This is a genomic window from Neisseria sp. P0022.S010 (genome assembly GCF_051956635.1).
Genome location: NZ_JBQCXF010000760.1, coordinates 1 through 847, shown reverse-complemented (window position 1 = coordinate 847; position 847 = coordinate 1). Strand labels below are relative to the sequence as shown.

1 protein-coding gene is annotated in these 847 nt (G+C 49.5%); it reads left to right on the top strand.

Features of this window, described 5'->3' with window-relative positions:
- Positions 1-79 precede the first annotated feature (79 nt).
- Complete coding sequence (locus ACTHUT_RS21235; protein WP_440419782.1) at positions 80-784, top strand: peptidoglycan DD-metalloendopeptidase family protein; 705 nt, start codon at positions 80-82, stop codon at positions 782-784.
- Positions 785-847 lie beyond the last annotated feature (63 nt).

Here is an 847-nt window from a genome sequence, read left to right as displayed (position 1 = left end):
TCCCATGTCTTTTGAGTGAACCTTTTTCCACTCTTCCTATCTATCATACGCAGTATAACGATACATTTTGAAATATCCCATGAATACAAACTTTATTTCCACCTTTCAGACGGCCTTGAAACGTCTGGCACTCATCAGCACCATTGCCGTCTTAGCAGCCTGCGCCGGCAACAATACCTCTTCCAACCGCGCCGTACCTGACGGCTACTACAAAGTCCGCCCTGGCGATACCCTGACCCAAATCGCCAAACGCTACGGACAAAATGTCAACACACTGGTTGCATGGAATAACCTTCCCAACGCCTCACAAATCGAAGTCGGCCAAGTATTGCGCGTCCGCCGTCATGTTGCCTCACGCAGCACTGCAACGCAGCAACGCCAAACCACTGCCGTTACCCCGATCAACCGATTGAACCTGCAATGGCCGACCGATAACGCTTCATCCTCCATTATCCAACGCTACAACGGCACCACCAGCAAAGGCATAGATGTTGCAGGCACACAAGGCCAACAAATCCGTTCTGCCGCAGCCGGTACCGTTATCTACGTTGGCGAAGAAGTCCGCGGCTATGGCAAGCTGATTTTGATCAGCCACAATGACTACACCATTACCGCCTACGCCCACAACGACACGCTTTTGGTACAAAAAGATCAAAAAGTCCAAGCAGGCCAAGTTATCGCCACCATGGGCAACAGCGATTCAGACAGCATCAAACTTCATTTTGAAGTACGTCTAAACGGCAAGGCAGTCGATCCCCTGCCTTATTTGACCAGAACAAATTAATACCTCGATCAAAAGGCCGTCTGAAACAAAATTATTTCAGACGGCCTTGAGCTACTTATGAAC

Bases quoted from the DNA above. Each gene is read 5' to 3' on its own strand.
- ACTHUT_RS21235 (WP_440419782.1), top strand. From the start codon at position 80: ATGAATACAAACTTTATTTCCACCTTTCAGACGGCCTTGAAACGTCTG.